The 26,855-nt window shown below is 62.7% G+C and carries 22 protein-coding genes and 1 tRNA gene; 8 read left to right on the top strand and 15 right to left on the bottom strand.

Annotated features, from left to right (window positions below):
- The first annotated feature begins 185 nt into the window (after nucleotides 1-185).
- Nucleotides 186-2,621 carry a GcvT family protein gene (locus CAER_RS0117655; RefSeq protein WP_027236603.1) on the top strand — a complete coding sequence of 812 codons (2,436 nt, stop codon included), beginning with the start codon at nucleotides 186-188 and terminating at the stop codon, nucleotides 2,619-2,621.
- Between the two features lie 68 nt (nucleotides 2,622-2,689).
- On the opposite strand, the gene CAER_RS0117650 is transcribed toward CAER_RS0117655, so the two are convergent.
- The 3 genes from CAER_RS0117650 to CAER_RS0117640 form a co-directional block, all read right to left on the bottom strand.
- Nucleotides 2,690-3,955 (bottom strand): ABC transporter permease, encoded by a 1,266-nt coding sequence (locus tag CAER_RS0117650; protein WP_027236602.1) that lies wholly within the window; start codon nucleotides 3,953-3,955, stop codon nucleotides 2,690-2,692.
- On the bottom strand, nucleotides 3,952-4,758 hold the full coding sequence (locus tag CAER_RS0117645) for a taurine ABC transporter ATP-binding protein (RefSeq protein ID WP_027236601.1): 807 nt from the start codon (nucleotides 4,756-4,758) through the stop codon (nucleotides 3,952-3,954). Before CAER_RS0117645 ends, CAER_RS0117650 begins: the two co-directional genes overlap by 4 nt.
- A 100-nt stretch (nucleotides 4,759-4,858) precedes the next feature.
- Nucleotides 4,859-5,854: a taurine ABC transporter substrate-binding protein gene (locus CAER_RS0117640; protein ID WP_027236600.1), complete on the bottom strand. Its 996-nt coding sequence runs from the start codon at nucleotides 5,852-5,854 to the stop codon at nucleotides 4,859-4,861.
- 180 nt (nucleotides 5,855-6,034) lie between these two features.
- Here CAER_RS0117640 and CAER_RS0117635 point away from each other — a divergent pair, with 180 nt between their 5' ends.
- Both CAER_RS0117635 and hisD read left to right on the top strand, forming a co-directional pair.
- Nucleotides 6,035-7,006, top strand: a complete 972-nt coding sequence (locus tag CAER_RS0117635) for a LysR family transcriptional regulator (protein ID WP_027236599.1) — start codon at nucleotides 6,035-6,037, stop codon at nucleotides 7,004-7,006.
- Nucleotides 7,007-7,154: 148 nt separating this feature from the next.
- Nucleotides 7,155-8,432 (top strand): histidinol dehydrogenase, encoded by a 1,278-nt coding sequence (hisD, locus tag CAER_RS0117630; protein WP_027236598.1) that lies wholly within the window; start codon nucleotides 7,155-7,157, stop codon nucleotides 8,430-8,432.
- Nucleotides 8,433-8,460: 28 nt separating this feature from the next.
- Here hisD and CAER_RS0117625 read toward each other — a convergent pair whose 3' ends face one another.
- The 11 genes from CAER_RS0117625 to CAER_RS0117575 all read right to left on the bottom strand — a co-directional run bounded on the left by CAER_RS0117625 (nucleotide 8,461) and on the right by CAER_RS0117575 (nucleotide 19,787).
- Nucleotides 8,461-8,979 carry a nitrous oxide reductase accessory protein NosL gene (locus CAER_RS0117625; protein ID WP_027236597.1) on the bottom strand — a complete coding sequence of 173 codons (519 nt, stop codon included), beginning with the start codon at nucleotides 8,977-8,979 and terminating at the stop codon, nucleotides 8,461-8,463.
- Nucleotides 8,976-9,797: an ABC transporter permease gene (locus CAER_RS0117620; protein WP_027236596.1), complete on the bottom strand. Its 822-nt coding sequence runs from the start codon at nucleotides 9,795-9,797 to the stop codon at nucleotides 8,976-8,978. Before CAER_RS0117620 ends, CAER_RS0117625 begins: the two co-directional genes overlap by 4 nt.
- Nucleotides 9,794-10,690 carry an ABC transporter ATP-binding protein gene (locus tag CAER_RS0117615; protein WP_027236595.1) on the bottom strand — a complete coding sequence of 299 codons (897 nt, stop codon included), beginning with the start codon at nucleotides 10,688-10,690 and terminating at the stop codon, nucleotides 9,794-9,796. Before CAER_RS0117615 ends, CAER_RS0117620 begins: the two co-directional genes overlap by 4 nt.
- Nucleotides 10,683-11,966 (bottom strand): nitrous oxide reductase family maturation protein NosD, encoded by a 1,284-nt coding sequence (locus CAER_RS0117610; protein ID WP_027236594.1) that lies wholly within the window; start codon nucleotides 11,964-11,966, stop codon nucleotides 10,683-10,685. Before CAER_RS0117610 ends, CAER_RS0117615 begins: the two co-directional genes overlap by 8 nt.
- A 2-nt stretch (nucleotides 11,967-11,968) precedes the next feature.
- Complete coding sequence (gene nosZ, locus CAER_RS0117605) at nucleotides 11,969-13,876, bottom strand: TAT-dependent nitrous-oxide reductase (RefSeq protein ID WP_027236593.1); 1,908 nt, start codon at nucleotides 13,874-13,876, stop codon at nucleotides 11,969-11,971.
- An 11-nt stretch (nucleotides 13,877-13,887) separates the two neighbouring features.
- Nucleotides 13,888-16,077, bottom strand: coding sequence for a NosR/NirI family protein (locus CAER_RS0117600; protein WP_027236592.1), 2,190 nt, complete (start codon nucleotides 16,075-16,077; stop codon nucleotides 13,888-13,890).
- The gene (locus tag CAER_RS0117595) at nucleotides 16,068-16,532 is read right to left on the bottom strand and encodes a hypothetical protein (protein WP_245597378.1); all 465 of its coding nucleotides are present in this window, start codon (nucleotides 16,530-16,532) and stop codon (nucleotides 16,068-16,070) included. Before CAER_RS0117595 ends, CAER_RS0117600 begins: the two co-directional genes overlap by 10 nt.
- A 138-nt stretch (nucleotides 16,533-16,670) precedes the next feature.
- A complete protein-coding gene (locus CAER_RS0117590) occupies nucleotides 16,671-17,432 on the bottom strand; it encodes an ABC transporter permease (RefSeq protein ID WP_027236590.1) in 762 nt (253 codons plus the stop codon).
- The gene (locus CAER_RS0117585) at nucleotides 17,429-18,175 is read right to left on the bottom strand and encodes an ABC transporter permease (RefSeq protein WP_027236589.1); all 747 of its coding nucleotides are present in this window, start codon (nucleotides 18,173-18,175) and stop codon (nucleotides 17,429-17,431) included. The genes CAER_RS0117590 and CAER_RS0117585 overlap by 4 nt, the downstream gene beginning before the upstream one ends.
- 9 nt (nucleotides 18,176-18,184) lie before the next feature.
- Complete coding sequence (locus CAER_RS0117580; protein ID WP_027236588.1) at nucleotides 18,185-18,949, bottom strand: transporter substrate-binding domain-containing protein; 765 nt, start codon at nucleotides 18,947-18,949, stop codon at nucleotides 18,185-18,187.
- 40 nt (nucleotides 18,950-18,989) lie between these two features.
- Nucleotides 18,990-19,787 (bottom strand): ABC transporter ATP-binding protein, encoded by a 798-nt coding sequence (locus tag CAER_RS0117575; RefSeq protein WP_027236587.1) that lies wholly within the window; start codon nucleotides 19,785-19,787, stop codon nucleotides 18,990-18,992.
- Between the two features lie 96 nt (nucleotides 19,788-19,883).
- Here CAER_RS0117575 and CAER_RS0117570 point away from each other — a divergent pair, with 96 nt between their 5' ends.
- Genes CAER_RS0117570 through CAER_RS0117555 form a run of 4 tightly spaced genes read left to right on the top strand, consistent with a single transcriptional unit; the run spans nucleotide 19,884 to nucleotide 24,100 of the window.
- Nucleotides 19,884-20,531, top strand: coding sequence for a TetR/AcrR family transcriptional regulator (locus CAER_RS0117570; RefSeq protein WP_027236586.1), 648 nt, complete (start codon nucleotides 19,884-19,886; stop codon nucleotides 20,529-20,531).
- Complete coding sequence (locus tag CAER_RS0117565; RefSeq protein WP_027236585.1) at nucleotides 20,528-21,712, top strand: pyridoxal phosphate-dependent aminotransferase; 1,185 nt, start codon at nucleotides 20,528-20,530, stop codon at nucleotides 21,710-21,712. The genes CAER_RS0117570 and CAER_RS0117565 overlap by 4 nt, the downstream gene beginning before the upstream one ends.
- Nucleotides 21,709-23,313, top strand: a complete 1,605-nt coding sequence (locus CAER_RS0117560) for a 5-guanidino-2-oxopentanoate decarboxylase (RefSeq protein WP_027236584.1) — start codon at nucleotides 21,709-21,711, stop codon at nucleotides 23,311-23,313. The genes CAER_RS0117565 and CAER_RS0117560 overlap by 4 nt, the downstream gene beginning before the upstream one ends.
- 4 nt (nucleotides 23,314-23,317) lie before the next feature.
- Nucleotides 23,318-24,100, top strand: coding sequence for an arginine deiminase family protein (locus CAER_RS0117555; RefSeq protein WP_027236583.1), 783 nt, complete (start codon nucleotides 23,318-23,320; stop codon nucleotides 24,098-24,100).
- A 184-nt stretch (nucleotides 24,101-24,284) separates the two neighbouring features.
- Here CAER_RS0117555 and CAER_RS0117550 read toward each other — a convergent pair.
- Nucleotides 24,285-24,374, bottom strand: a tRNA-Ser gene (locus tag CAER_RS0117550).
- A 1,253-nt stretch (nucleotides 24,375-25,627) separates the two neighbouring features.
- Here CAER_RS0117550 and CAER_RS0117545 point away from each other — a divergent pair.
- Entirely contained in the window at nucleotides 25,628-26,029 is a 402-nt protein-coding gene (locus tag CAER_RS0117545) for a hypothetical protein (protein WP_027236582.1), read from the top strand.
- The last annotated feature ends 826 nt before the right edge of the window (nucleotides 26,030-26,855 follow it).

Below are 26,855 nucleotides of genomic sequence, written 5' to 3'. Positions count from 1 at the left end.
ATGGCCTTATGCGGCAAATACCCTAACCGCAGTGCCTGCCGCGGCCTTCGGTTGGCAATCGCAAGCTGGTCATTCTGAGTTCCTGCAAGCACGCTTTCGAATTTCTGCGAAAAACAGCCGGCCGCATTGCCGCCGCTTGCTTCCGGGTGCTTAGTCGGTTCAGACCTACCCGGAGGCTCATCGTTATGAAATCGCGCACCAAGGTTGTGGTGATCGGCGGCGGCATTGCCGGCTGCTCCACTCTGTACCACCTCACCGTGGAAGGCTGGAGCGACGTTGTCCTGATCGAACGTGACGAGCTGACCAGCGGCACCACCTGGCATTCGGCAGCGCAGGTGACGAACTTCGGCACGAACCAGACCATGATCGGGCTCAAATCCCACTCGATCAACCTTTATAAGGAGCTGGCCGGGGACCCGGATTATCCGATCAACTACCACCACGGCGACGGCGGCATAAGGCTCGCCAATACCGAGGCGCAGATGCAGGGGTACCGGCATTTCGCCTCGATGGCGCGCGGCATGGATGTGCATTTCGAGATCATCAGCGCCGAGGAATGCGGCCGCCGCCACCCGCTGATCTCCACCTGCAACCTGGCAGGCGGCCTTTGGGATCCGCTGGATGGTGACATCGACCCGGCGCAGTTGTGCCAGGCCCTGACCCGGCGGGCCCGTAAGGCCGGCGCCGAGATTTACCGCAACACGCCAGTGACCGCGCTTACCCAGCACAAGGACGATACCTGGACCGTGCACACGGAACACGGTGATATCGACTGCGATATCGTCGTCAATGCCTGCGGATACCGGGTGAACGAGGTCGGTGCAATGATGGGGGTGCATCACCCGGTCGCCTCGATGGAGCATCAGTATTTTCTGACCGAGGACATCCCCGCCATCAAAGAGGCAGGCCACCGGATGCCGCTGATCCGCTGCCCGATCTCGGACTATTATTGCCGGCAGGAAAAGAACGGCCTGCTGATCGGATTCTACGAGCAGGGTTGCAAGACCTGGGGCATGGACGGAATCGACCCGAACTTCGTGAATGCCCTGTGCCCCGATGATCTGGACCGGGTGATGGACGTGCTGGAGGGCGCATTTGAACGGATGCCTGCCCTTCGCGAGACGGGCATACGCACCATCGTCAACGGCCCGATCACTTACACCATCGACGGTGCGCCGCTGATTGGCCCGATCCCCGGCAAACGCAACGCCTTCTGCGCCATCGGATTGCGTGCGGGCCTAGGCGAAGGCGGCGGGCATGGCTGGCTGCTGGCGCAGATGATTGTGCATGGCGAGGCGTGTTATGACACCTGGTGTCTCGATCCTCGCCGCTTTACGGGCCATGCCAATGTGGAATTGACTGCGCTCAAGGCAATTGAGGACTATCAGAACGAATTCCGCTTCCACTTCCCGCATGAGCATCGTCCGGCGGGCCGCCCGGCTAAAACCACACCGCTGACGCCGGTGCTGGCCGCCGAGGGCGCCGAGTTCACCGTGGTGAACGGCTGGGAGCGGGTAGATTACTTCAAGCCCTCGCCTGACTTTCACGCCGCGCTCACCTTCAACTTTGACGAGGCTTTCGGCGTGGTGGCCGCCGAGGTGAAGACCGTGCAAGAGAACGCTGGCCTGGCCGAGGTCAACGGCTTTAACCGGTTCGAGATCACCGGAACCGGCCGCCATGCATTCCTGGACCGCATGTTCTGCGGCAGTGTCACCAAACGGACGGGCCGCGTCGGGCTTGGCTACTTGTTGAACCGCCATGGCATGGTCAAGGGCGAGGCCACAGTCGCTAACCTGCCTGCCTCTGACAGAGGCCCCGAACGTATCTGGTACGGTTCCGCCGCCGCCAGTGAATCTCATGACATGGACTGGCTAAGCCAGCACATCCGGCCCGGCGAGGACGTGCAGATCCGCTCCCTCACCAATGACCAGACCATCCTGGTCTTGGCCGGCACCCGGGCACGGGATGTGCTTTCAGCCTGCGCCCGGGGCGACTGGTCGCGGGAGGCCTTCCCGTGGCTGTCGGTGCGTGAATGCTTCATAGGCTTTGCCCCTGCCACCGTGTTGGGCGTCAGTTTTTCGGGCGAACTGGCCTATGAAATCCACGTCCCCAACGCCTCGCTCTACGCCGCCTATCTGGCGCTGCGGAAGGCTGGCGAAGAGCACGGCCTCAAACTCTTTGGCGCCCGAGCGGTCGAGTCCATGCGGATGGAGAAGGGCTTCCTGCATTGGAAAGCCGACCTGATCACCGAGTTCGACCCGTTCGAGACCGGGCTGCACCGGTTCGTGAAGCTGGAGAAAGACGATTTCATCGGCCGCAAAGCCCTGCTGAAACGCCAATCCGAAGGCGTCCGCAAGAAACTGGTCACGCTGCAAGTGGATGCCACCCGCGCCCCGGCACATGGCGGCGCGTCGCTGATGCAGGGGAATCAGGTTGTGGGCACCGTGACCTCCGGCGACTGGGGGCACCGGACGGGACTGAACCTGGCGTATGCTTTTGTGAAACCGGAACTTGCGGTGGAAGGCAGCACGATGCAGCTCGACCTTTGCGGTGATCTTGTGCCTGCCACCGTCATCGCGCCGTCTCCATACGACCCGGAGTTTGAGCGCATTCGCGGCTGAACCCGTCCTGAAGTGCAAAACGCCCGGGGAAATGCCCGGGCGTTTGCGTTGCGGTTTTCAGCTTGCGATCAGCTGCGGCCTTTCCACGGCACCAGCCAGCTCTCCGCCTTGCGCATCAGGATGTCGATGCCATAGCCGATGATGCCAATCAGCACGATGCCCATGATCACGATATCGGTCAGCTGGAACTTGGACGCGGCGATGATCATCATCCCTGCGCCCTTCTGCGCCGCAACCAGTTCGGCGGCCACAACCGTGCCCCAGCAGACGCCCATGGCGACCCGCGCACCGGTAAAAATCTCCGGCAGCGAGTTCGGCACGATCACATGGCGCATGATCTGCCACTTGGACGCCCCCAGCGAATAGGCCGCGTGGATTTTTGAGATGTTCACGCCGGACACCCCGGCCCGCGCCGCAATCGTCATGATCCAAAGTGCGGCGAGGAACAGCAGGACGATCTTGCCGGTTTCCCAGATGCCGAACCAGATGATCACCAGCGGGATCAGCGCCAGCGGCGGCACCGGGCGCATGAATTCCACAATCGGGTCGAACCAGCCGCGGAACCACCCGGACAGGCCCATGGCATAGCCCAGCGGAATGCCGACAATCGCGCCGGCAACGAACCCGGCAATCACCCGTGCCAGAGACCAGCCCAGGTGCTGCCACAGCGAGAAGTTCTGATATCCTTCGGATGCGATTTCAAAGAACCGCGCCACCACCGTTTCCGGTGCCGGCAGCCAGATCGGGTTCATCTGCATTCCGGCGCTGGGGGTAAAGCTGATTGCGCCCTTGCCGGTCAGCGTCACCGTGCCATCGCCGGTGTCGACAGCCGTGCCAGGCCCGATCGGCTCGCCATTGATGGCGACCACCTTGGCGCCCTCCTTGCGTTTGGCCTCATCATTGCGGTCGAAGATCAGAGTCGTGGACCGCCCGGCCTGCGCCGCCAGCGCATCGTTTTTGGCAAAGCCGTTGCCAGGGTCCACCTCGAACTTGGGGCTTGCCTCGCCGAACCCGGCCACCCGGACAGCAACTTCCGCGTCATCGGTGCTGCCCTCGGTGTTTTCCAGCGTATAGGTAAAGGTGGTTTCGCCGGTAAACGGCCCTGGCACATGAAGCGGAAACAGCTTGGAGCCGGTGAAGGCCGCCCAGATCACAAAGATCACCAGCACCGAGATGATCGACGCCGCCCGGTCCGGGCTCACAGCGCTTTCATCGCCGAAGGTCACGGTCTTGAGGCTGGTAAAATCATGCCGCGACTGCATGCCCTTGCGAATGAATTTCACCAGGAAGAAGGCGCCGGCGAACAACGCAACGTAGAACAGCAGAACCGTCATGCCACTTGCTCCGTCCGGCCCATGATCTCCTCTTCCATCTCCCAGATCATCGAAAGGATCTCATCGCGGGTCTCGGCAAAGCCTTCGGATTTCTTGACGTCGCGCAGATCGGCATTCACCCCGCGCTCGGCAAAAGGCAGCTGGTACTCGCGGTGGATACGGCCCGGGCGCGGCGCCATCACGATCAGCCGTTCGCCCAGCAGCAGCGCCTCCTCAACCGAGTGGGTGATCAGGATGATGGTCTTGCCGGTCTCCTTCCACAGCTTCAGCACCAAACCTTGCATCTTTTCCCGCGTCAGCGCGTCCAGCGCGCCCAGCGGCTCATCCATCAGGATCACGTCCGGCTCATTCGCCAGGCAGCGGGCCAGCGCCACCCGCTGCTGCATGCCGCCGGACAGCTCGTAAACCGCCTTTTCCTTGAAGTCCTGCAAGCCGACGATTTCCAGCAGGTGGTCGGAGATCTTTTCCCGCTCCGCCCTGCCCATGCCCTTCATCCGGGGGCCGAATTCCACATTGTCGCGCACATTCATCCATTCAAACAGCGCGCCCCTCTGGAACACCATGCCGCGTTCCGCGTCCGGCCCGGTCACCACGTGGCCGTTCAGCTCCACCACCCCCTCCGTTGGGGCCAGAAAGCCCGCCAGGATATTCAGCAGCGTGGTCTTGCCGCATCCCGACGGACCCAGCACCGACAGCAGCTCTCCTGCCTGCAAATTCAATGAAACGTCTTTCAGCGCCTGGACCGAACTGCCGTTGGGCAGGTCAAAACGCATGGAGACATTTTTGATGTCCAGTCCCGACATCTTCTCCCCTTCCTGTTAGGGCCTTGCGGCATCCGCCCTGCAACCCCGGATGCAAACGGCCCGAAAACCGGGCCGTTCGACATCTTCAGACCGCTGCGGGTCAGTTCTGCGCGGCTTCCAGCGGAGCGCTGTTGACGGCGCCCTCATAGGAATCCAGCGCCGCCTCGATGCTGCCCGCATTCACAAAAATGTCTGCCACGCCTTTCATGAATGTCTGCGCGCCGCCGCCCAGCCACTTCTCCGACAGCTGCTCTTCTGCTGACGGGAAGGTGAAGGTGGCGATGGTGGCCTCGGCATCCGCAAGATCCATACCGGCGTCTTTGGCAATCACCGGCAGCATCTCGTCTTTCTTGTCACCGGAGTTCCACATGGCGTTGGCATCTGCGGTCACCTTCAGGAACTTGCTCAGCAGCTCGCCTTCCGACTCGGCGAACTCCGCGGGTGCGCTGGTCACGTCGAACACCAGGATGCCCAGCTCTTCCTTCTCCGCACCGGTCAGAAGCACGTTGCCATGCTCCACCATCCGCCGCAGCGCGCCGCCCCAGCCGCACACCATGTCCAGGTTGCCCTGGGCAAAGGCCGCCGCGCCGTCAGCAGGTGCCATATCGACGATCTCCATTGAGCCGACGTCGACCCCGAAATGCGCCATCTGCGACAGGAAGCCGTAATGCGCCGCGGTGCCGATCGGGACACCGACTTTCTTGCCGTTCAGCTCGCCGGCGCTGTCCTTGTCAATCTCCAGCGCCTCGGCCACCACGCAATTATCGTTGTCCGAATAGCTCACCGCCACATCCACCGCCTGGAGATCCTGCCCGGCAGAAGTTGCCACCACAAACGGCGGCACGCCCTGGCTCACGGCAATCTGCACGTCGCCAGAGGCCATCGCAGCCGACATCGCGGTGCCGGTATCGAAGGACACCCAATTGATCTTGACGCCCATCTCCTCCTCATAGGTGCCATTGGCCTTGGCAAACTGGAAGGGCATCGGCCATTCAAGGAAATAGGCGACGGTGATCTCATCCAAGGCAGAGGCTTGCGAGGCAGACAGGGCCGCGATACCGGCATAAGCAGTCGTCAGCAGATACTTTTTAATCATGTTGGATCTCCTCCCAGTGGAATTCCGGGTCCGTTCAATGCGGGCCTCGGACATATATTTTTGCACGGCAAACCATATCCGGGAAGAAAATACACAGTAGAATAAAGTTGCTTTTCCGCCCAAAGTAAAACTTAGTTTCGTTTTTAACGGAAACACATTGGTGAACAGGAGGTGCAGCCTGTGCAGAAATCCCTGAGCCTGAGGTGGCTGGAAGTGTTCCAGCTTATTTCAAAGTCCGGATCAATACAAAAAGTCGCTGCGGAAACCGGCCTGTCGATCAGCACCGTTTCAAACCATCTGCGCAGCCTGGAAAGCGCGCTGGGTGTTGATCTGGTGGATCACACCCGCCGCCCGATGGGGCTGACCCCGGCCGGGGTGGTCTTTGCCCGCTATGTCTATGAAGGGCTGATGACACTGAAGCGCGGCGAGGCGGAAATCCGTTCCGGCAGCTGGCAGCACGCCACCGATCTGCGGATGGCGCTGCTGGATGATTTCGACAATGAAGTCGGCCCGGAGCTGTTCCAGTTCCTGTCCACCGCCCTGCCCCGCTGCAATTTCCGCCACTACACCCGGCCCAGCCATGAGATCATCGCAAAACTGCAGGAGCAGAAACTGGATGCCGGTGTTGCCACCCGCCCGGCCGGGCTGCTGCCGGATCTGATCGAGTACCCCTTGATGCGCGATCCGTTCATTCTGGTGGTGCCGGCCGGGTACACCGGCAGCATTGAGGAACTGACCAAGCCGGAAGCGCCGCTGCCCTTCCTGCGCTATTCCCGCGACCACACCATCGGCAAACAGATCGAAACCCAGCTGACCCGGCTTAAAATCTCGCTGCCAAACCGGTTTGAGCTGGAATGCAACCAGTCGATCATCGGCCTCGTTGCCGAAAGCAGCGGCTGGACCGTGACCACCGCAGCCAGCTACCACCGCGCCCAGCGCTTCCACGACAAGGTGAAGGTGGTTCGGTTTCCGGGCAAGAGCTTTGCCCGCACGGTGTCGCTGTTCACAACAAACGTCTATCCGGCAGCCACCTCGCAATTGATCCACGAGGCGCTGCAAAAGTCCCTGTGCCACCATTTCACTGACCCGATCAGTGCACGCTTCCCCTGGCTGGCCGAGGAGTTCCGGACGCTGCCCGCGAAAGACCCGTAAAGGCAGAGCGCAATTCGAAACAAACATTCGTGTTTCTCGAAACCAGTTGGCCCCGGCTTGACCGTTCGGGGCCTTGGGCGCTGTTTAAAGCGCAAACCGCGCCGTGCGCTTACCCGCACACCCGGCGGCCCTTCAAGGAACATGGATCATGGCAATCACCTATCTGAAACAGGCCCAGCCGCGCCCGGCCGCCGAGAACAGCGATATCCGCGACACCGTCGCCGTGATGCTCGCCAATATCCAGCGCGAAGGCGAAGACGCCGTGCGCCGGTATGCGCAAAAGCTGGATGGCTGGACCGGCCCGATCGTGGTGACAGAGGCCCAGCGCCGCGCGGCCTGCAACCGCGTTTCGCAGCAGACCAAGGAAGATATTCAGTTCGCCCATGCCAACATCCGGCGCTTTGCCGAGGCGCAGAAGGCCACCATGGGTGAGTGCGAGGTGGAGGTGATCCCCGGCCTGATCGCGGGCCAGAAGCAAATCCCGGTTTCCAGCGCAGGCTGCTATGTGCCGGGCGGGCGCTACAGCCATATCGCCAGTGCGCTGATGACGATCACCACCGCCAAGGTTGCCGGTGTGCCGCATATCACCGCGGTCTCGCCTCCGCGCCCCGGCAGCGGCATTCCTGACGCCATCATCTATGCCATGGACCTGTGCGGTGCCGACCTGATCCTGAACCTGGGCGGAGTGCAGGGCATTGCCGCCATGGCCCAGGGCCTGTTCGGAGCTGAACCCGCGGACATCCTGGTCGGCCCCGGCAACTCTTATGTGGCGGAAGCCAAACGGATGCTGTTCGGCGAAGTCGGCATCGACATGTTTGCAGGCCCTACCGATTCCCTGGTGATCGCCGACCGCACCGCCGATGTGGAAACCGTTGCCTGGGACCTGGTCAGCCAGGCCGAACACGGTGCGGACAGCCCGGTCTGGCTGGTCGCCACCGATGAGGCGCTGGCCAAAGGCGTCATGGCCCGCGCTCAGGCGCTGATAGACCAACTGCCGGAGCCCAACCTCTCCGCCGCCCACCGCGCCTGGCACGAGCGCGCCGAGGTGGTTCTGTGCGGCAGCCGCGAGGAGGCCGCGCAAGTGGCCGACCGCTACGCACCGGAGCACCTGCAGGTGCAAGCGGAAGACCTCGACTGGTGGCTGAACCGGCTCACCGCCTACGGCTCGCTGTTTCTAGGCAAGGAGACGACTGTGTCCTTCGGTGACAAGACTTCCGGCCCCAACCACGTGCTGCCCACCAGCGGCGCTGCGCGCTATACTGGCGGGCTTTCGGTGCATAAGTTCACCAAGACAGTCACCTGGCAGCGCTGCAATTCAGAAGCGTCGCACGAACTGGCGCAGCGCACCGCCCGTATCAGCCGGATGGAGGGCATGGAAGGCCACGCGATTGCCGCGGAGATGAGACTGCACCCGGTAGCGGTCTGAAGCTGCCCGGCGCGGGGCTGCTTGGCTCTCAGGAAGGTGTTTCCAGCTGCTGATCCAGGTCGACCGGTCCCAGGACCGCGTCGTCGGGTATGGCCTCAAACCCGGCGACGGATCCGCCGTAGCGGTCAGCAAACCGCGCCGCCTCGTCGGCGGAGGCAAACGGCACAACCTCCGGCGCGCCCATACCGCCCGCCACGTTAGAGCCGACCACAAAATGCGCCTCTCTGGCATCAATCCAGTTACGGGTGCCGGGCTGGGCCCAGCTAGCCGCGGCGCCCATGTCGCTGACATATACAGCGGTGATCTCTGCATCCCGCTCCGGGCTTTTCATATAGGCGGCCAGATCACGCACCTGGGCAAAGAACAGCGGTGCCGGGAAGCCGTCCAGATGAATTTGCCCCTTGGGTCCGCCATGTTCGGCAACATTCATCTGGCAGAAATAGCTCAGCGCCGTCGCGGTCAGTTCCACCGGCGCGGGCGGCGCCTTGGCCTCTTCCTCCTGACAGGCAGCAAGGACCAGGGCAGCGGCAAGGATCAGGCGTTTCATGGCTCCACCCTCCGGAACGCGGCCCAGGCCATCAGGAAGCCCAGCGCGGGCCACAGCAGCAGCGACAGCGGTGCGGCCCAGCCGGGCAAGGCGCCGGCAGCGCCCGCCATGCCGCTGGACAAGGCGACGCTTTCCGAGGCCGCCACATTCCACAGCCGGAACGCATCTGCCGGGTTGGCGACCATCACCCAAGGGAAGATCTTCTGGGTGAAGACCCCGCCGCTGTCCATCACCACCGCGCCCAGCAGACCCAGGTCGTAAAGCACCACAAACATCAGCCACACGCCCGCAGACAGGCCGGCTGCAGCCGTGGCCCCGCTGCTGAGCGCCGACAGCGCATAGCCCAGCACCAGGAACACCGCACCCAGCAGGATCGAGGTCAGCACCAGCCGCCCCAATGCCATCAGGCTCTCCGCCCCCGCACCGCCGAACCATGCGGCAACCGCCCCGGCAGCGCCAAATCCAATGCACATGGCGACAGCTAAGGCCGCCAGATGCGCCATCAGCTTGCCCAAGAGGATCTCAGCCCGCCCCGCGGGATAGGCCAGCAGCAGGGCGAGGCTGCCGCGGTCGCGGTCGCCTGCCACCGCATCAAACCCCATCATCAGCGCCAAAAGCGGCGCGAGGTAAACCGACAGCGTGGTCATCGAAGCCACGGAGACCGTCAGCATATCCACCCCCAGCGTTCCCGTCGGCGCCGATCCGGCAAAGGACAGCGCCAGCGCAAAGGCCAGCATGATCAGCGTGGCCATGAACAGCCAGCGGTTGCGCCGCAGGATCAGCATCTCGGAACGGGCAATGGCAAAGGCACGTCTCATTTGCGGTCCTCCCCGGAGTAATGGCGATAGAGGTCTTCCAGCCGAGGCGGCACCATGTCGATATCGGCCACGGCGTCCCCCATGGCGGCGATCTTGCGCAGTTCGGCCATCTTGTCCTGAGGCGAGCACAGGATTTCGACCGAGGCGCCATTGATCCGCCGCCCGCCGGTCTCTGTTGCAATCCGGTCGGCGTGCGCACCGCTGGCCTGCACCCGCAGTTTGACCGGCAGCCCGGCCTGCGCCGACAGGCCCGCAAGCGTGTCGTCCGCCACCTTCCCCCCCTTGCGCAGGATGGCGATACGGTCGGTGCGGGCCTCCACTTCAGTCAGCGCGTGGGAGGCGATCAGCACTGCCGCGCCCTGCTCAGCCAGCTCATTGATGATGGCATAGAGGTCCTGGCGCGAGATCGGGTCCAGGCCGCTGGTGGGTTCATCCAGCAGTGCCAGCTTCGGGCGGCCCAGCAGCACCTGCGCCAGGCCCAGCCGCTGCCGCATCCCCTTGGAATAGGCACCGATACGGCGGTGCATCGCCTCGCCCAGGCCAACCCGTTCCAACAGGCCGTCAATGTCCGCGCGTTCGCCGGCCAGGCGGGCAAACAGCGACAGCTGCTCATGTCCGGTCAGCGCCGGGTGGAAGCTAACTGCTTCGGGAAGAAAGGCGGTCGCGGCCCGCGCCGCAGCACTGCCGGGGGCCGCACCGCAAATCTGGATGCTGCCGCCCTCATGCCGGATCAGGCCCAGCACCGCCTTGATCAGTGTCGACTTGCCCGCGCCGTTGTGGCCCAAGAGCGCCAGCCGCTCGCCCGGCGCGATGTCCAGGTCGATGCCATGCAGCACCTGGGTCTTGCCGCGGAACTTGTCCAGCGCGCGGATCTGCAGCGGAGAGTTATCCATCCTGTTCAACCTTTCTGGCCGCATCGGGCCGCTCCGGACGCATCAGCGGGTGGCTGTCGATCACCCCGCCGGGCAAGAGCGCCGGAAACGCCGATTGCGACCAGCGCACCAGCTGCACCGCGGGCGATCCCATCAGCAGTTTTGCCGCGGGCTGGGTCCACAGCACGTGGTCCATGCTGTCGTTCGGACGGTAGGGCGCATCGGCGATGCCGTCCCCGTCCACATCAAAACCTGCGAAATCGGACCAGTAGTTGCCCTGGCCCTCCTCGCTCCATTCCACCCATTTAGTGGAGACGAATTTCACCTGATGCCGGTTGCCGACAAAGGCGTTCCCGACCATCCGGTTGCCGTCGCTGCCCGCGGTGAAGTGGATGCCGATACCGCAGCCCTCGAACCAGTTGCCGGAGAAATCGTTTTTGTGCGCGTTATAGAGGAAGGTGCATTTGTCCTTGGCGCCCTTCACATAGTTGCCGCGGATCACGCTTTGGTTGGCGTAGTTCAGCATCACCCCGTGGTCGCGGTCGTTCAAAGAGACATTTCCGGTCACCTTGACCCGCTTGGAGAACATCACGGCATAGCCCAAGTGATTGCCGATCGAGACATTGCCTGAGACCTCGGAGTTGTTGGCGTACATGTAATGCACGGCAAACCGCAGGTCGCGGAAGGTGTTGTTGGTAAAGGCGTTCTTCTTGGAGCTGTTCACAAAGATCCCGTCGCGGCCAAAGCGGATATCATTGCCGTCCACCACCGCGCCCGGCGCGTTCCAGACGTATACGCCGTTGCCGCGGGCGTTCATGTGCCGGTCCAGGCGCCCCTCGATCCGGTTGCCCTGCACCAGGCTGTCCTTCGCCCCATGAATATCCACGCCATAGAGATTGCCCAGCAGCACATTGTTGAGGATCTGCGGCGCCTTTGCGGTTTTGGTCAGCTTGATGCCGCTGTCGATCTCCTGATGCGAGGAACCAGAGCCGACGACAGTCAGGTTTTGCACGGTCACGCCGGGGCCGGTCACGGTAATCACCGACCCCTTGCCCTGCCCGTCCAAGGTGGCGTGGCCCTGCCCGTCCAGAGTGACAGGCCGGTCCAGCACCAAAGTTCCGGCGTATTCACCGGGGGCGAGGCGGAGGGTGTCGCCATCCGCCGCCTGCGCCAGTGTTTCAGCGATGGCTCCTGCCCGGTTGGGCACCTCCCATTCCGCCGACCAGGCGGGTGTCAAACCCGCGGACGCCAGGCCGGAAAGGGCCGCAACCAGCGATATGGGCAGGAGCCATTTCATTGTTACGCGCTCCGCGGCTCGACCAGCATCCGGCCGCGCATTTCCATGTGCAGCGCGTGGCAGAACCACTGGCAGTAGTACCAGTGCACACCCGGACGCTCCGCCTTGAAGGTGACAGAGGCGGTGGCCTGCGGCCCGACTTCCATTGCGATGCCGAAATTCGACAGGCAGAAGCCGTGGGTCAGGTCGTCGATATCATCCAGGTTGGTGACATAGACAGTGACCTCGTCGCCCTGCTTCACCGTGAACTTCTCAAGGCTGAAGTTCGGCGCCTGGCTGGACATGTAGACCCGCACCTTGTCTCCGTCACGGATAATGGTGTCCTGATAGTCGTCCAGATCGACGCCATCCGCCTCAGCCTGCTTGCGCGCATCCTCCCACATCGGGTCGTTGCGGTCCCAGATGCTGGCCGGGTTGACCTTGGAGCGGTGGACGATGATCGAGTCATGCGGCTCAGCAAAGGTCGGGCCGTCGTGCACCACCTTCATCTTGTCGCCGGAAATGTCGATCAGCTGCTCGTTTTCGGGCTTCAGGGGCCCCACGTTCAGGAACCGGTCCTTGGAGAACTTGTTCATCGAGATCAGCCACTTGCCGTCCGCCTCAGCGGTTTCGCCCATGGAGGTGGAGTTGTGGCCCGGCTGGTACTGCACGTCGACCTTGTCCATGATCGGGTCCACATCGGCACCCGCGTAGGCTTCGATGGCCTTGGCGATGTCCCACTTCACCACTTGGCTGTCCAGGAACAGGGTGGTGTAGGCATAGCCGCGGTTGTCAAAGGCGGTGTGAAGCGGGCCAAGGCCCAGCTGCGGTTCCGCCACGATGGCCGAGCGCGGGTCGGCATCGGCGTCAAACAGCGCGTCCAGCTTCTCGACGTCGATGACCGAAACGGTCGGCGACAGCTTGCCGTTGACGCAGACGTGCTTCTTGTCCGGCGCGGTGTTGATGCCGTGCGGCGAGTTCGGGATCGGGATGTAACGGGTCAGCTTGCCCGGCGCGCCCTTGCGGCCGTCCACCACCTTGGCACCGTTCAGCTCCTGATATTCGCCAGCCTCGATGGCCGCTTCAATGGCTGCGATGTTGAAGACAACCACGTGGTCCAGCTCGTTCTCGGTCATTTCGGCCAGGGTCATGCCCATTTCCGAGTTGTAGGAGGTCGAGTAGGCGTATTTGCCCTGATAGTCGCAGTCGGTGTTGTCCAGGTTGCCCGAGACGATCACCTGCCAGGCAACTTCCATGGTGTCGCCGTCGACGGCGGAGAAGATGTTCACGTATTGCGACGGATCATCCAGGATCTGGCCGTCGTTCACCAGCGGTGCCTCGTGCTCGCCGTTGGCAAAGACATAGCCGGTGCGCGGGAATTTCTGCGGCCGCAGCCCGTGGATGTCCTTGGCGTTGGGGATCTCGATGATCTTGTCGCATTTCATCACATCGCAGCGCACCCGGGCGACGCGGGTGTTGGCCTTGTCGTTCATAAACAGGTAGCGGCCGTCGTAGGTGCCGTCGGTGAAGGACATATGCGGGTGGTGCAGGTCGCCGTTGTCATAGGTTTCCTTGCCGTTGGCGGCCAAGAATTCCTTGGTCTCCGGCAACAGTCCTTCGGTCAGGATCTTTTTGGATTCGTTGGTCTGGCCCCAGCCGGTGGCGGAACAGCGGTTGAACACCGGGATCCGCATCAGCTCACGCATGGACGGCACGCCCAGAATGCGCAGCTCGCCGGTCTGACCCGAGGACCAGAAGCCGTAGTATTCGTCCAGCTCGCCCGGCTCCAGGTTGACGCCCGCAGCCTGTGCAGGCTTGGCGCCCAGCAGGGCCGAGCCGGCGCCGGTGGCCGCCAGCACGGCACCGGAGGCGGTGGCCCCCAAGAGGCCGCGGCGGGTGACGGGCAGTTTATTTTTCAGGTCTTCAGACATGGTGTCCTCCTTCAGGAAACTTTGATCCTGTTCGCGTTGGGGTGATTGGCAGGCGGCCGGCCCAGAGCAACGTCCGGTGCGGGTCTGCCGGTCTTGGCCCGGCGTTTCAGCTGTTTGATCACAACCGGGCATTTGGCTTCGGATTGATAGAGAACCTGGCAATGCAGGCAGTTCACACATTCGTTCGGGTTGATCTCACCCGTCGGGTGGATCGCCTGAACGGGGCACTCGTTGGCACAGGTCTGGCAGGGGTGGCCGCACTCATGATAGCGCTTCAGCCAGTCGAACATCCGCACCCGCGCCGGGATTGCCAGCGCCGCGCCCAGCGGGCACATGTAGCGGCAGTAGAACCGTTCGATGAACAGCCCGGCCAGCAAGAGCGCCACGGCAAAGACCACAAACGGCCAGTCGCGCACGAATTTCAGGATGATTGCGGTCTTGAACGGCTCCACCTCGGCATAGGTTTCGGCCAGCGGGATCGACACCATCGATACAGCGAACAAACCGAGGAAGATCATGTATTTTGCAGGCCACAGGCGCTCATGCAGGCCCCACGGCAGGGTGATCTGCGGCACCTTGAAGGCGCGGGCGATCTTGTTGGTCAGCTCCTGCAGCGCGCCGAACGGGCACAGCCAGCCGCAATAGGCGCCGCGGCCCCAGAACAAGAGCGCAGCAGCAACCGCAAACCACTGAATGAAGACCAGCGGGTCCAGCAGGAACGCGTCCCAGGAAAAGCCGCTGCGCAAAGACCCGGCCAGCGCCATCAGGTTCACCACGCTGAGCTGCGCATTGGCGTACCAGCCCAAGAACACCAGGGTGACGGTCAGATATCCGATCCGGAACCAGTAGAAAGTGCGCGCGTTCACAGTCGCCTGGAACTGGAAGAAGAACACCCCAGTCAGCACCAGCAGCATCACGGCAAGAACACCGATCTCGACGGTGCGGTCTTTCCAGATCCGCTGCCACAGGGCGGCCTTGGCGGCGGCCTCGCTGGTGTCATCCTCCACCACCTTGGGCGCAGGCGCGGCGGGCAGCAGATACTGTTCCGGCAGCTTGTAGCCCAGATCGAAGGTCAGGAACGCCCGTTCCAGCGCGCCCACGGAGCGCTGCACCAAGAGCTGCAGGCGGAACGGTTCAGCTGGATCAAACTCCGCATCCGCCGGGATCTTGAACAGGTCCAGCTCTGCAAAGCTGGGGCTGTCCGCTGTGGACAGCGCCCCCAGCCGTTTGTGCTGGCGGTCAAAGAAGCGCACCGAGGCATCGCCCTGGATCAGCTGGACCCGGTCGAAAATCCCGCCGCGCACGTAGCCAGAGCCCTTGAAGCTGTAACTGCCGCGCCCGAGTACCAGAATGGCGTGCTCGCCCTCCTTCAGCCAGGACGTGAGGTTCTGGTATTCCGCCTCGCCCAGCAGCGACTTGCCGATGGAGGGAACGGATACCAGGGCCATATGCATGTCGATGAAGGTGTCGTCCGGCGCGCCGCGCTCCCGCCGCCGGATCGCGCGCTGGTCGCCGGTGGCCTCAAAGGCCGCGTTGATCTGGCCGACGTCCAGCGTCATCCGCCGCACAGAGCCATCGCCCGCCAGCGTGGTCCAGTCCGCGACCTCCTCGCGAGCCATGTCGACCTCGCGCTTGGGCCCATCCGGCTGCACCGGCGACAAGCCCCCCAGGCCCAGCGCACGCGCCACCTTGATGCCGGCGCGCACAAGGCTGTCGTCGATCACCATGATGGTCACTGTCGCGCCGGAAATGATGTCGAGATCATGGGCATCGCCGCCTGCCGCTGCTTCGGCCTTCAGGTCCAGCCCGGCATAGCTTTCGGTCAGCTTGACCATCTTGGAGTTCGGAATGCCGATCAGCACGATCGGTTCGGAGTGCTTGACCAGCTTCACGCCCGTCAGCACCGCATCGGTATCAATTGCCGCCACCACATGGATCGGCTTGCCGCTGTAGCCGGTTGTGCCGACGAAATCGGAGGTCAGAAAGGCATAGGCAACTGTCTCGCCCGCCTTCAGTACCGGCGCCACCGGCACATCGCTGCGCACCGGGCCAAAACCGTCGGCGCCGGGCACCAGATCGGCGGGTGTCAGTTCTGTCAGGAAGGAATCGAGGCTGTCCGCCTCAGCCGCCGCAGCGACAAGCGCGGCGATGGTTATCACGAGGGCCGCTAGCCAGCCCCGCAAGGCGCGTGTCAGGACCAAGGCGCCTCTCCTTTATTTTGAGTGGCTGCCATGGACGCGCCCAGGGCGCGTTCGGGTTCTATTTTGTTAGCCAGCGGAGGTCCGCGGCCGTCATGCCAGTATTGCGCCGGATTTGGCTGCGCTGCGGCCCCGGCAGGCAGCAGCACGGTGGTGTCCGCCGCCCGGGTGATGCCGGAAGGCTGATGGCTTACCGGCCCGGTCCCGTTTTCAGCCGCACACAGGGCGCAGGTGCTGCATTTCGGGCAGTCCTGCGTGTCTTCGCTGTCATCGCCGGCGACCTGCATCTCCACCACGCCGAACTCGCCGCAGATTTCGATCCACTCGCCGCCAGCCGCGGCCTGCCCCGCACCGGGAAAGGCCACCTGCAGCACCAGCATGAATGCCGCGCACATCCCCGCCAGCCGCCGGAACAGCCCGGCGCGGCAAGCAGTGGATATGAAAAGGGTGCGCGGCATCTGTTACAAGATTCTCTTGCTGCATTTGCCGCTGACACTACGGGGAACCGCAGGGCCGTTATTTGATGTATGTCAGATAAACCTGAAATTCCCGAACATTCGTCAATTCACCGCAAAATGGCCTAAGCGCCCGTCTGCTCAGCCTTTCTCAAACCGCCGGAAAGCCAGCGCGATCACTCCGGCAATCGCCATATAGACCAGCGCCAGCAGCAACAGCGGCTCATAGACAATGAATGTATCGGACCGCACGCGCGACGACACGGCATAGATTTCCATCACCGTGATAGTCGCCACCAGCGGCGTTGCCTTCAGCTGCAGGATGGTCTCACCGCCCAGGGTCGGCAGGACATTGCGCACCGCCTGCGGCAACCAGATGCGGCGGAACATGGTGAAGCGCGGCATGCCGAAGGACTTGGCCGCCTCCAGCTGACCCTTGGCCACACCGGAAAACGCGCCCCGCATCACCTCGCCTTCATAGCCCGCATAAGACAGCGTCAGCGCCAGCACCGCATAGGGCCAGGCCTGGCGCAGGTAAGGCCACAGCTCGGACGAGCGGATCCAGGGAAACTGCGGAAACAGCGACCCCAGCCCGTAGTAGAGCAGCCAGATCTGCAACAGGAGCGGTGTGCCGCGGATGATGGTGCAGAAGGTGCGCGCAGGGATCGACAGATACCAGGGACCGACGGCCTGCGCCAATCCAAGCGGCACCGCCAAGAGGAAGCCGAGGAAAGTGGAGACCACGAGGATCCAGATCGTCGTCCACAGCCCCTCCAGCGCCAGCGGCGTGTATTTCGGGATCCAGTCCCAGCGCAGCGCGAAGGCGCACCAGATCACGATGCCCGCGAAGACCAGCATCATCACGATGCGGTGCGGCTGCATCAGTTCCTTAAGGCTGATCATCGGGTGCCCCCCTTCAGCGAGGGCTGGCCGCGCCGCGCCCATTTTTCGACACGGGCAAAGACCGCGCCGGAGCACAGCGTCACCATCAGGTACAGGAACCCGGCCGCCAGGAAGAAGGTGAAATAGGCCCGCGTGCTGCTGGCCGCCTGGCGGGTTTCCAGCGTCAGTTCGTTGAAGCCGACCACGGCCAGCAGCGCGGTGTCCTTGGTGGCGATCAGCCACAGGTTTGCCAGCCCCGGCACCGCAAAGCTCATCATCGCCGGGATCGTCACCCGCCGCATGGTCATGAAGGCCGGCATGCCATAGGACTTCGCCGCCTCGATCTGCCCCACCGGCACCGCCTTGATGGCGCCGCGCAGCACTTCGGTGGCATAGGCCCCCTGCACCACGCCTAAGACCCAGATGCCGGCCGCTACGCCGTTGATCTCAACCCGGCCGCCGCCCAAGCCTTCGGAGATTTTGTTGATGATATCGCTGCCCACGTAATAGAGGATCAGGATCAGCACCAGTTCCGGCACCGCCCGGATCACCGTGGTGTAAATGGCGAGAAGGTCACGCGTGACCTTCCCGCCGTAGAGTTTGCCATAGGCCCCGAACAGCCCGATCACCAGCCCCAGCCCAAAGGCGCCGAAAGCGATCTGCAGGGAGTTGGCAAGCCCGCGCAGCAGGTTGCCCCCCCAGCCTGACAGCGACAGCAACTCCGCGCTGGCGCCAAGGCCCAGTAATTCAAGCAGTCCGGTCACGTCAGCGCCTTAGTAGATGCTGGTGGTGAAGTATTTGGCAGTGATCTTCTCGTGAGTGCCGTCGGCCAGGATCGCCGCGATGCCCTTGTTCAGCGCTTCGCGCAGCTCGTCGTCGCCCTTGCGCACGCCGGCACCGACGCCGCGGCCCAGAATCGCCGGGTCATCCGCCACCGCGCCCTTGATCTCACAGCAGCTGCCGGTGTCGGAGCCCACGAAATCCGCCATTGCGATGCTGTCCGCCTGGGTCGCGTCAATGCGGCCCGCAAACAGGTCCTGATTGGCCTCATCCTGGGTCTGATAGACCTTCAGCTCCGCCTCCTTGAAGTATTCCTGCGCGTAGGCCTGGTGGATGGTCGAGGCCTGGATGCCCACGATCTTGCCCGCCAGCGATTCCGGCGTAGGTTCGATATCCATCGACTTGTCCGCCACGATCACGGCAGGCGTGTTGTAATAAGGATCCGAGAAATCAATGGTCTTCTGCCGTTCCTCGGTGATCGACATGGAGGCCATGATGGCGTCGATCTGCTGGCCGGTCAGCGACGGGATGATGCCGTCCCAGGCAACCGGGGTGATCACACAGTCCAGTTCGGCAGCGGCACACACGGCACCGATCACCTCGACCTCCCAGCCGACCCAGTTGCCGGAGCTGTCGAGCGAGGCAAACGGCGGATACGGCTCAGCCGCGATGCCGATCTTGACCTGTTCCGCGGCGGCGGCACCGGCAGTCAGCGCGGCAGCTGCAACACCGGCGGCAAGCAATGCTTTCAGTTTCATCTTCTTCTCCCAGTTGGTTTTTTGTTTTGGTGATAGTGGATCAGGCGACTGAGCTCAGGAATTGCTTCAGCCGGTCTGATTGCGGATTGCCAAAGACCTCGGCAGGCGGCCCCTGCTCTTCGATGCGTCCTTGGTAAAGGTAAACAACGTGGTTCGCGACTTCGCGCGCGAATTTCATCTCGTGGGTGACCAGCAGCATGGTGCGCCCTTCAGCGGCCAGATCGCGGATCACCGTCAGCACTTCGCCCACCAGTTCCGGGTCCAGCGCTGAGGTCGGCTCGTCAAACAGCATCGCCGACGGATCCACCGCCAGCGCCCGGGCAATCGCCGCCCGCTGCTGCTGGCCGCCAGACAGATACGCGGGGAAAGTGTCCTCCTTGCCGCCAAGCCCGACCCGCTCCAGCAATTCGCGCGCGCGCTCAATTGCTTGCGCCTTGGGCACCTTCAGAACATGCACCGGCACCTCGATCACGTTTTCCAGCAGGGTGCGGTGTGTCCACAGGTTGAACTGCTGGAACACCATCGCCAGCTTGGTCCGGATCTTTTCGATCTGTCTCTGATTGGCCGGGCTGCCATCAGCCCGCATCGCCACTTCCTCGCCGCCGATCACGATCTTGCCGGAGCTTGGCGTCTCCAGAAAGTTGATGCACCGCAGCATGGTCGACTTGCCGGATCCCGAGCCGCCGATGATCGCCACCACATCCCCCTGCCGCGCGGTCAGATCCACACCCTTGAGCACCTCCAGATGGCCAAAGGACTTGTGCAGGTCCTCCACACGGATTGCCTCGCGGCGTGTGTTGGTCTCCGGAACGGATGCGGCGGCAGTGGCTGTGTCCATTGTTGTGTCACCTTGAAATTTCCGATTGCAGTAAGCCGCGAGTCCAGTAATTATGCAAGTGTATAATTTCTCCGCCAGGCAAAAACAGGAGCTGAGGTGAGCGACGATCGCCGCAAATTCAAACGCGAATCCGCCGAGGCCCGGAAGGAGGCGCTGATTCTCGCCACGCTGGAACTGGTGGCGGAAAACGGCGTGCGCGGGGCCACGGTGCGGGGCATTGCCGAGCGGGCCGACGTGACCCAAGGGCTGATCCGGCATTATTTCAGCTCCAAGGAAGAGCTGATCATCGCCGCCTATGAGCATCATATGACCGCCATGACCGACCAGACCTTTGCCCCCGCGGCGGGGGCAGACGGCACGGCGTCGGAACGGCTCACTGCCTTTGTGAACGCCTCGCTGACGCCGCCGGTGGTGGACCCGCGGTCCATCGCGCTTTGGGCAAGCTTTCTCAACAAGGTGCAGCAGGATGAGCAGATGAAGGCCACCCACGAACGCACTTATGGCTATTTCCGCGACTTCCTGGAGGGGCTGATCGCAGCCGCACTGCAGGAAGCCGGCCGCCCCGCCGGCGACACCCGTCTGCGGCAGCTGGCGATTGCCTGCAACGCGGTGATCGACGGGCTGTGGCTGGAGGGCGGCGCCCTTCCGGACGCCTTTGCGCCGGGGGAGCTGGCAGAGATCGGACTGCACTCCGTTGCCGCGATTACAGGTTTGAATTTGGAGCAGGAGGCGGAAACCGCATGAGGCTGACAGCAATCACCGAACGGCTGGCCGGACTTGGCGGCGGAAAATGGGAAGTGCACCTGAAAGCACGGCAGATGGCCGCGGCCGGTGCCGATCTTGTGGAGATGACCATCGGCGAGCCGGATGTGCCCACGCCGCCGGAACTGCTTGAGGCGGCGGCGCAGGCGATGCACGCGGGCCGTACCGGTTATTCCGACGGACGCGGCGAGGCGCATCTGCGGGCGGCCCTGGCGGACGCCTACAGCACCAGCCGCGGACGGAAGTTCGGGCCGGAAAACATCCTGTGCTTCCCTGGCACCCAGACCGCGCTTTACGCAGTGCTGCAGGGCGTTGCCGAACCCGGCACCGAAGTGCTGGCAGGCGACCCGATGTATGCCACCTACGAGGGCGTGATCCGTGCCTCCGGCGCGGAGATGGTGCCGGTGCCATTGCGGCCCGAAGCCGGCTTCCGGATGCAGGCCAGCGACCTGGCTGCCCGCATCACCCCGCGCAGCCGCGCCATCCTTCTGACCACTCCGCACAACCCGACCGGCGCCATCCTGACCGCTCAGGATCTGCGCGAAATCGGTGAGCTGGCGGTGCAGCATGACCTTTGGATCATCTCCGATGAAGTCTATGAGCATCTGGTGTTCGAGAGGGCGGAGTTCGTCTCCCCCCTCTCCGATCCGGCACTGGCGGATCGGGTGATCGCGGTCTCCTCGATTTCCAAATCCCACGCCGCGCCAGGGTTCCGCAGCGGCTGGGCCGTTGGGCCTGCGGACTTCTGCACCGCCTTGCTGCCAGTGTCCGAAACGATGCTGTTCGGCAACCAGCCTTTCATTGCCGACATGACCGAAAAGGCCGTGCGGAAAGGTTCCTCCGTTGCCCCTGGCATGACGTCCCGCTTTGCTTCCCGCGCAGCCCTTCTGGTCCAGAGGCTGCATGGCGAAACCGGCCTGCGTGTGCACCGCCCCGAAGCCGGCATGTTCGCCCTGGTCGACGTTTCCGCCACCGGCATGGACGGCGACGCCTACGCCTGGGACCTGCTCGACAGCGGCGTTGCCGTGATGCCCGGTTCCGCCTTCGGCGAAAGTCTCAAGCACTGGGTGCGTGTTGCCCTGACGATTGATGACGAAAGCTTTGCCACCGCTCTCGATCGGATAGTGGCCCATGCAAACCGCAAGTCCAGGAGCGTCGCATGACCAAGGCAACAGTTGGCGAAGCTCTGGTCGCGGGGCTGCAGGCGCGCGGTGTCACCTGCGTGTTCGGCATCCCGGGCGTTCATACGGTTGAGCTTTACCGCGGCCTGGCTGGGTCCGGCATCCGACATGTCACCCCGCGCCATGAACAAGGCGCGGGCTTTATGGCCGACGGCTATGCCCGGGTGTCCGGCCAGCCTGGCGTCGCCTTTGTCATCACTGGCCCCGGCCTCACCAACACGCTCACCCCTATGGCCCAGGCCCGCGCGGACTCGGTGCCGATGCTGGTGGTTTCCGGAGTCAACGCCAGCGGCACCTTAGGACAGGGGCACGGCCACCTGCATGAGCTGCCGGATCAGCATGCGCTGGCGAAAACGGTCGCGCTGGCCTCCGAACACGTCGCCCGGCCCGAGGACCTGGAATCCGCATTGGACCGCGCCTTTGCCCCGTTCTCCGCAGGCCGCCCCGGCCCCGCCCATATCCAGATCCCGCTGGACGTGGCCGGCACAGCGGCGCAGGCTGGCCCGCGGGATCCAGCCGCTGCCCAGCCGCAGCTGGACCCCGGCGAGATTTCCGAGGCCGCAACCCGGCTCTCTGCAGCAGCCAAGGTAGTGATCCTGGCCGGCGGCGGCGCCAAGCGTTCCGGCGCAAACCTCCAGGCCCTGGCTGAGCATCTGGACGCACCCGTCGTGCAGACAGTCAACGCCCGCGGCCTGATGCACGGCCACCCGCTAACTGTCCCGGCCAGCCCCAGCCTGCAGACCGTCCGCGCGCTGATTGAAGACGCCGATTGCGTCTTGGCATTGGGAACTGAACTGGGGCCAACCGATTACGACATGTATGCCACCGGCGGTATGGCCCGGATGGCCGGGCTGATCCGGATTGACATATGCGCGGACCAGCTGGCCCGCCACGCAACGGAGATCGCAATTAACGCTTGCGCCGATGAGGCCGCAACCGCCCTGCTCGGCGCTCTGCCTGCACTGCCGAAGCGAAGCCAGGGCGCCGTGCGCGCAGCACACACCCGCACCGCAGCCCTGGAAGAGATCGGCCCGGAGTACCGGGCCCAGGTCGAGATGCTGAACGCCATGCGCAACGCAGTGCCCGGCGCGCTGATGATCGGCGATTCCACCCAACCGGTCTATGCCGGCAACCTCTACTACGACCACGACCGCCCCGGCGGCTGGTTCAACGCCGCCACTGGATACGGCGCGCTTGGCTACGGCATCCCCGCGGCCATTGGCGCCTCGATTGCCGATCCCTCTGCGCAAGTCATCTGCATTGCCGGCGACGGTGGCGCGCAGTTCTCCCTGCCAGAGATCATGGCCGCCGTGGACGAAAAGCTGCCGGTCACCTTCGTCCTTTGGAATAACCGCGGCTATGGCGAAATCGCCACTTCGATGGATGCCGTGAACGTGCCCGTGATTGGCTGCGACCCCACGCCGCCGGAGTTCGGCCCCGCTGCCGCCTCCTTCGGCATCCCTTACACCCGTGTCCCGAGGGAGCCGCAGGCAGTTGCCGGCGCCGTCCGCGAAGCCAGCAGCCGCGGCACCCCTTCAATTGTTGAAATCGAAATCACCGGATCCGGTCCGCGCCAGGAGTAACCCCATGCGAAACCCCGCCTTTGAGTTCACCCGTGCCATCACCCGCCGCCCTGCCTCCACAATCGCGCAGGGCCTGCGCGCCGAGGATATTGGCAACCCGGACTTGGAATCGATGCTGAAGGCCCACGCAGCATATGTTGCCGCCCTGCGGAGCACCGGTGCCGAAGTGATCGAACTGGATCCCCTGGAAGCCTACCCGGACGCCCAGTTTGTCGAGGACACAGCCCTTTGCCTGCCCCAGGGCGCAATCCTGATGCGCCCCGGCGCGCCTTCCCGCCTGGGCGAAGTGGCAGAAATGGCCCCCACCCTCCGTGTCTGTTACGACGATGTCCGCGCGATCACCGGTCCCGGCCACATCGAAGGCGGCGACATCCTGGTGACCGGCAGGGAGATCCTGGTCGGCCGCTCCGACCGCACCGACGCCGCAGGCGTTGCCGAACTGGCCGAGATCGCCTCCGAATGGGGCTATGCCCTGCGCGAGGTTTTCACCCCGGAAGGCGTGCTGCACTTCAAGACCGACTGCTCGCTGATGGATGCGGAGACGATCCTGTCCACCAAGCGCCTGGACGCCTCCGGCTGTTTTGAAGGCTACCGGGTTCTGCATGTGGCTGAGGGTGAGGAAGCTGCCGCCAACGCCATCCGCTTCAACAATCTGGTTCTGATGGCCGCGGGCTTTCCCCGAACCGCAGAGATGCTGGATAACGCGGGTTTTGAGATCGTCGAGATCGACAATACCGACTGCGCTAAGCTGGACGGCGGCATGTCCTGCCTGTCCCTGCGCTTCTGAGCCCCGCCGCGGCAGGCCGGGTATTTCTTCCGTCAGAGGGGTGACCGTCTGACGGGGGCTGGACCAAGGCCTTCCGCCGCGCGCGGCTACCGCTGTGCAAGGGGCTTTCAGCTGCATCCCCGGACGCAACCGGCCGCTGACGCCTGGTCGCGTTACTCTTCAGCCACTTGAAAATTCAGGAAAATGGCGGAGACGATGGGATTCGAACCCACGAGACGGTTTCCCGCCTACTCCCTTAGCAGGGGAGCGCCTTCGACCACTCGGCCACGTCTCCGCTGACCCGTATATGTGCCGCAACCCAGAGAAACAAGGCGTTTTTTCAATTTTTTTCCGCGCCAGCAAAACAGGGAGTTTCCCCGGTTTTCAGGGAACCTTTGCGGAACTGCACGTGATTCACGTGCAAAATCCGTGCAGCCGTGTTCGCGCAATGTTCACGGCAATCGATCTAAATTTGATTCCCTCCCCTGCTCCGGTCGCAATGAGAGTCGCCAAATCACCAAACCGCATTCCAAAGGCCGCACATGGAGACGAAAGACTATCCCCTGGCGATAGTGGAAACCGCAGGCCATCGCTGCAAGCGCTTCGGCAGATAGGTACTTGCGCCTGGACCATGTAATGCACGCCTATTGCGCTTCGCTGACGCCATTGCAGCCGACAGCATCAAAGTATGCTGTACCGCCTCACCGGGCCTCCGCTTCCGGGAAGGCGACCCGGGAATGCCGCGTCTGCAGCAGTGTGCGCTTGGTACGGATGACAGAAGAACTGCCTTCCGTCGTCTTGGGAAACATCCGCAATCCCCTCTGTGCATGAAGGGCGGTGATTTGGTCGCCACGGTACAGCGGGAAGCTACCCCCGCGTTACATATCAGGGGTTACGTTCATGTTTATCGAGCTGGAGCGTTACGGACCGCCTCAATAATTTCAATGGCTTAGACAAAGCGTAACGCCGTAACGCCTGTAACGGCGGGGGAGAGTGTATACCTCTTACTCTCTCCGGCAGGATATCTCTTTCTCTCTTTATATATATAACTATTTATTTGTTACATACATAGACATACATACAAACTTCCAGTATTTTCAATAACTTAACCCCGTAACAGGCGTGTAACGCTCAGCGTAACACCGTTACATCGTTGATTTTAAATGACTTTTTTCAGAGCCACTGCCCCCGCCTGCGGTAGGAACATCGCATTTTCAAGCTCCTCGGTGTATGGCGGCCAATGAAATAAAGACAATCACCAAATGTTTTCAAAGATGTAACGGAACCTGCATGCTAATCGAGCCCTGATGCCTGTGTTGAACAGAAGGGAAAGCGCCATCTGGGGGCAATGGCCGGCTTGAAAGGCAGCCTGCCCTGGTCTTGCCGCAACAGCAGCAGGTCTCGGCGCGGGATCCTCGAAGGTTAACGGGGGCTGCGGTTCATGTCTCCCGTGACTTGTGGAGAACTGACAAATGCCTCTTTGGATTTTCGACCTCATCGCCCACATTACTCCCAAGTCTAAATTCAGGATGAAAGGTGAACCACCAGATGAACGAAAACCTTGTCCGCATCATGCGCGCGGAAAATCTTCTCCACCTGGTCTGCGAGGAAGCACTCTCTGAATACGTATGGGAGTGCGGTAGCCGTGAATCTGCCATCGCCAGGCTGTCCACCCAGTTCCTGTTTGTCGATAAAATCGTACAAGCAGACAGCGATGGTGATATGGAGGTGAACTGGGGTGTCTCGATTTCTTCAGACATTGCCGAAAATGACCAGCATTATTTGACCCGTTACAATGCCGCCGAGAGCCCTGAAGCTTTTGAGATACTCTTGGACGCAGTGCAGGATCCCGACAACCTGAGCTCGTTGGTGCAATTTGTTGCAGACGATTGGGACGATGAAGAGCACTTTCGGGTTTTCTGCGAAACCCAGACCGAAGCGGAACTCTGAAAAGCGGAATGGGAAGTAGACAGTGCCACGTTGTGAACGGTGGCTGAACCAGCGCAATACTTGGAGCCGCATCAACGCGCAACAGGTCATGGGGGAGAAAGCAGCGGTGCGAAAGCCTGCCAGGGCAGCGAATCCATGGCCTTGCTGCGGGCGGCGTACAAACTGGCGAGTTTTGGCCCGATCTGGTTCGAAGGAGAGCGGAAACATGGTCGTCGCAGCCGCGAGGTGTTTGCGCAGCTCCAGCATGCACCGAGAGTGTCCACAGAGCGAAATCAAACCCGAAACACCTGTACCACGAGCGGATAGATCCATACGAGGAGATTACACCCCGTTCCACCCACACATCGTTAAGGCCACGTAGTCTCAGCACGAAACGACGGCAAACCCAAAAGGCATAGAAAATCACGGATCGCGCAAACCGAAATCCTAAAAGCGGGCACCCGATGCTTTGTTCGTAACAATGAAAGGACTCTTGCCTCGACGCCCAGCTTCCAAAATCTGACCGAGCTTCCCGGTACGTTCCTTGCGCGGCCTCTTCTCACTCTAACTCACGCCAGGTTCCCCAGCAGCTCCAACTCACGAAACACATCCCATTGGAAGAGCGCGAAGTGAACTGCCGCTCGGTTTGTGACAGCGGTCGGCACTCTGGGAGACAGGATCCTTAGCGGGACAGCTTGGCAACCAGACAAAGCGCAGCTATATGCAGACAGTGGGCAGAAGATTCTTGATATGTCTGGCACGGCGCGTGACCATCATTCTCGTCGCACTGGCTTTCTCCTTTGCGGCGAATTTTACGTCAGCGATGGCCATGCACATGCCGCACCAG

Origin of the sequence: Leisingera caerulea DSM 24564 (assembly GCF_000473325.1) — a bacterium.
GTDB classification, from domain to species: domain Bacteria; phylum Pseudomonadota; class Alphaproteobacteria; order Rhodobacterales; family Rhodobacteraceae; genus Leisingera; species Leisingera caerulea.
The sequence above is the reverse complement of the archived record's forward strand: the minus strand, read 5'-3'. Positions and strand labels throughout refer to the sequence as shown.

Excerpts from the sequence above, each read along its gene's own strand:
- CAER_RS0117655 (WP_027236603.1), top strand. The coding sequence starts at position 186 with ATGAAATCGCGCACCAAGGTTGTGGTGATCGGCGGCGGCATTGCCGGC.
- CAER_RS0117650 (WP_027236602.1), bottom strand. The coding sequence starts at position 3,955 with ATGACGGTTCTGCTGTTCTACGTTGCGTTGTTCGCCGGCGCCTTCTTC.
- CAER_RS0117645 (WP_027236601.1), bottom strand. The coding sequence starts at position 4,758 with ATGTCGGGACTGGACATCAAAAATGTCTCCATGCGTTTTGACCTGCCC.
- CAER_RS0117640 (WP_027236600.1), bottom strand. The coding sequence starts at position 5,854 with ATGATTAAAAAGTATCTGCTGACGACTGCTTATGCCGGTATCGCGGCC.
- hisD (WP_027236598.1), top strand. The coding sequence starts at position 7,155 with ATGGCAATCACCTATCTGAAACAGGCCCAGCCGCGCCCGGCCGCCGAG.
- CAER_RS0117625 (WP_027236597.1), bottom strand. The coding sequence starts at position 8,979 with ATGAAACGCCTGATCCTTGCCGCTGCCCTGGTCCTTGCTGCCTGTCAG.
- CAER_RS0117620 (WP_027236596.1), bottom strand. The coding sequence starts at position 9,797 with ATGAGACGTGCCTTTGCCATTGCCCGTTCCGAGATGCTGATCCTGCGG.
- CAER_RS0117615 (WP_027236595.1), bottom strand. The coding sequence starts at position 10,690 with ATGGATAACTCTCCGCTGCAGATCCGCGCGCTGGACAAGTTCCGCGGC.
- CAER_RS0117610 (WP_027236594.1), bottom strand. The coding sequence starts at position 11,966 with ATGAAATGGCTCCTGCCCATATCGCTGGTTGCGGCCCTTTCCGGCCTG.
- nosZ (WP_027236593.1), bottom strand. The coding sequence starts at position 13,876 with ATGTCTGAAGACCTGAAAAATAAACTGCCCGTCACCCGCCGCGGCCTC.
- CAER_RS0117595 (WP_245597378.1), bottom strand. The coding sequence starts at position 16,532 with ATGCCGCGCACCCTTTTCATATCCACTGCTTGCCGCGCCGGGCTGTTC.
- CAER_RS0117590 (WP_027236590.1), bottom strand. The coding sequence starts at position 17,432 with ATGATCAGCCTTAAGGAACTGATGCAGCCGCACCGCATCGTGATGATG.
- CAER_RS0117580 (WP_027236588.1), bottom strand. The coding sequence starts at position 18,949 with ATGAAACTGAAAGCATTGCTTGCCGCCGGTGTTGCAGCTGCCGCGCTG.
- CAER_RS0117575 (WP_027236587.1), bottom strand. The coding sequence starts at position 19,787 with ATGGACACAGCCACTGCCGCCGCATCCGTTCCGGAGACCAACACACGC.
- CAER_RS0117565 (WP_027236585.1), top strand. The coding sequence starts at position 20,528 with ATGAGGCTGACAGCAATCACCGAACGGCTGGCCGGACTTGGCGGCGGA.
- CAER_RS0117560 (WP_027236584.1), top strand. The coding sequence starts at position 21,709 with ATGACCAAGGCAACAGTTGGCGAAGCTCTGGTCGCGGGGCTGCAGGCG.
- CAER_RS0117555 (WP_027236583.1), top strand. The coding sequence starts at position 23,318 with ATGCGAAACCCCGCCTTTGAGTTCACCCGTGCCATCACCCGCCGCCCT.
- CAER_RS0117545 (WP_027236582.1), top strand. The coding sequence starts at position 25,628 with ATGAACGAAAACCTTGTCCGCATCATGCGCGCGGAAAATCTTCTCCAC.